This window comes from Streptomyces sp. NPDC002577 (assembly GCF_053594815.1).
Genome location: NZ_JBSFWK010000115.1, coordinates 1 through 1,021 on the forward strand (window position 1 = coordinate 1; position 1,021 = coordinate 1,021).

A 1,021-nucleotide genomic window follows, 5' to 3' on the forward strand; every position below is an offset into this window, starting at 1 on the left:
CCTCGCGAGCCAGAAGTTCATCTGAGCTTCGGTCATCACCCAACTGCCCCTTCATACTTCGCAAGCAGGAGAGAAGAAGTCCCATGGCTGAAGTTCTCGTCTATGTCGACCACGTGGACGGTGCCGTCCGTAAGCCCACGCTGGAGCTTTTGACGCTGGCCCGCCGTATCGGCGAGCCCGTCGCCGTCGCTCTCGGCGCGGGTGCGGAGGCCACCGCGGCCACGCTCGGTGAGCACGGCGCGGTACGCGTCCTGGCCGCCGATGCCCCGGAGTTCGCCGAGTACCTGGTGGTGCCGAAGGTGGACGGGCTGCAGGCCGCCTACGAGGCGGTGTCCCCGGCGGCGGTGCTGGTGCCGTCGTCGGCGGAGGGCAAGGAGATCGCTGCGCGTCTGGCGGTCCGTATCGAGTCGGGCATCATCACCGACGCCGTCGACCTGGAGGCCGGTGACGAGGGTCCGGTGGCCACGCAGTCGGTGTTCGCCGCGTCGTTCACCACCAAGTCCCGGGTGTCCAAGGGCACGCCGGTCATCACGGTCAAGCCGAACTCGGCTCCGGTCGAGGCGGCCCCGGCCGCCGGCGCCGTCGAGGCGCTTGCCGTGTCCTTCTCCGACAAGGCCACCGGCACGAAGATCACTGCCCGTACTCCGCGTGAGTCGACCGGTCGTCCGGAGCTGACCGAGGCCGCGATCGTGGTGTCCGGTGGCCGTGGTGTCAACGGTGCGGAGAACTTCGCGGTCATCGAGGCGCTCGCCGACTCCCTGGGTGCTGCGGTGGGTGCCTCGCGTGCCGCGGTGGACGCGGGCTGGTACCCGCACACCAACCAGGTCGGCCAGACCGGCAAGAGCGTGTCGCCGCAGCTGTACATCGCCTCCGGCATCTCCGGTGCGATCCAGCATCGCGCGGGCATGCAGACCTCGAAGACGATCGTGGCGATCAACAAGGACGCCGAGGCCCCGATCTTCGACCTGGTCGACTACGGCGTGGTCGGCGACCTCTTCGAGGTCGTCCCGCAGCTGACCGA

Annotated in this window: 1 protein-coding gene; it reads left to right on the plus strand. The window is 69.0% G+C overall.

Features of this window, described 5'->3' with window-relative positions:
- Nucleotides 1-83: 83 nt before the first annotated feature.
- A partial coding sequence (locus ACWD4J_RS44145) for an electron transfer flavoprotein subunit alpha/FixB family protein (protein WP_451401201.1) occupies nt 84-1,021 on the plus strand: 938 nt, incomplete at its 3' end.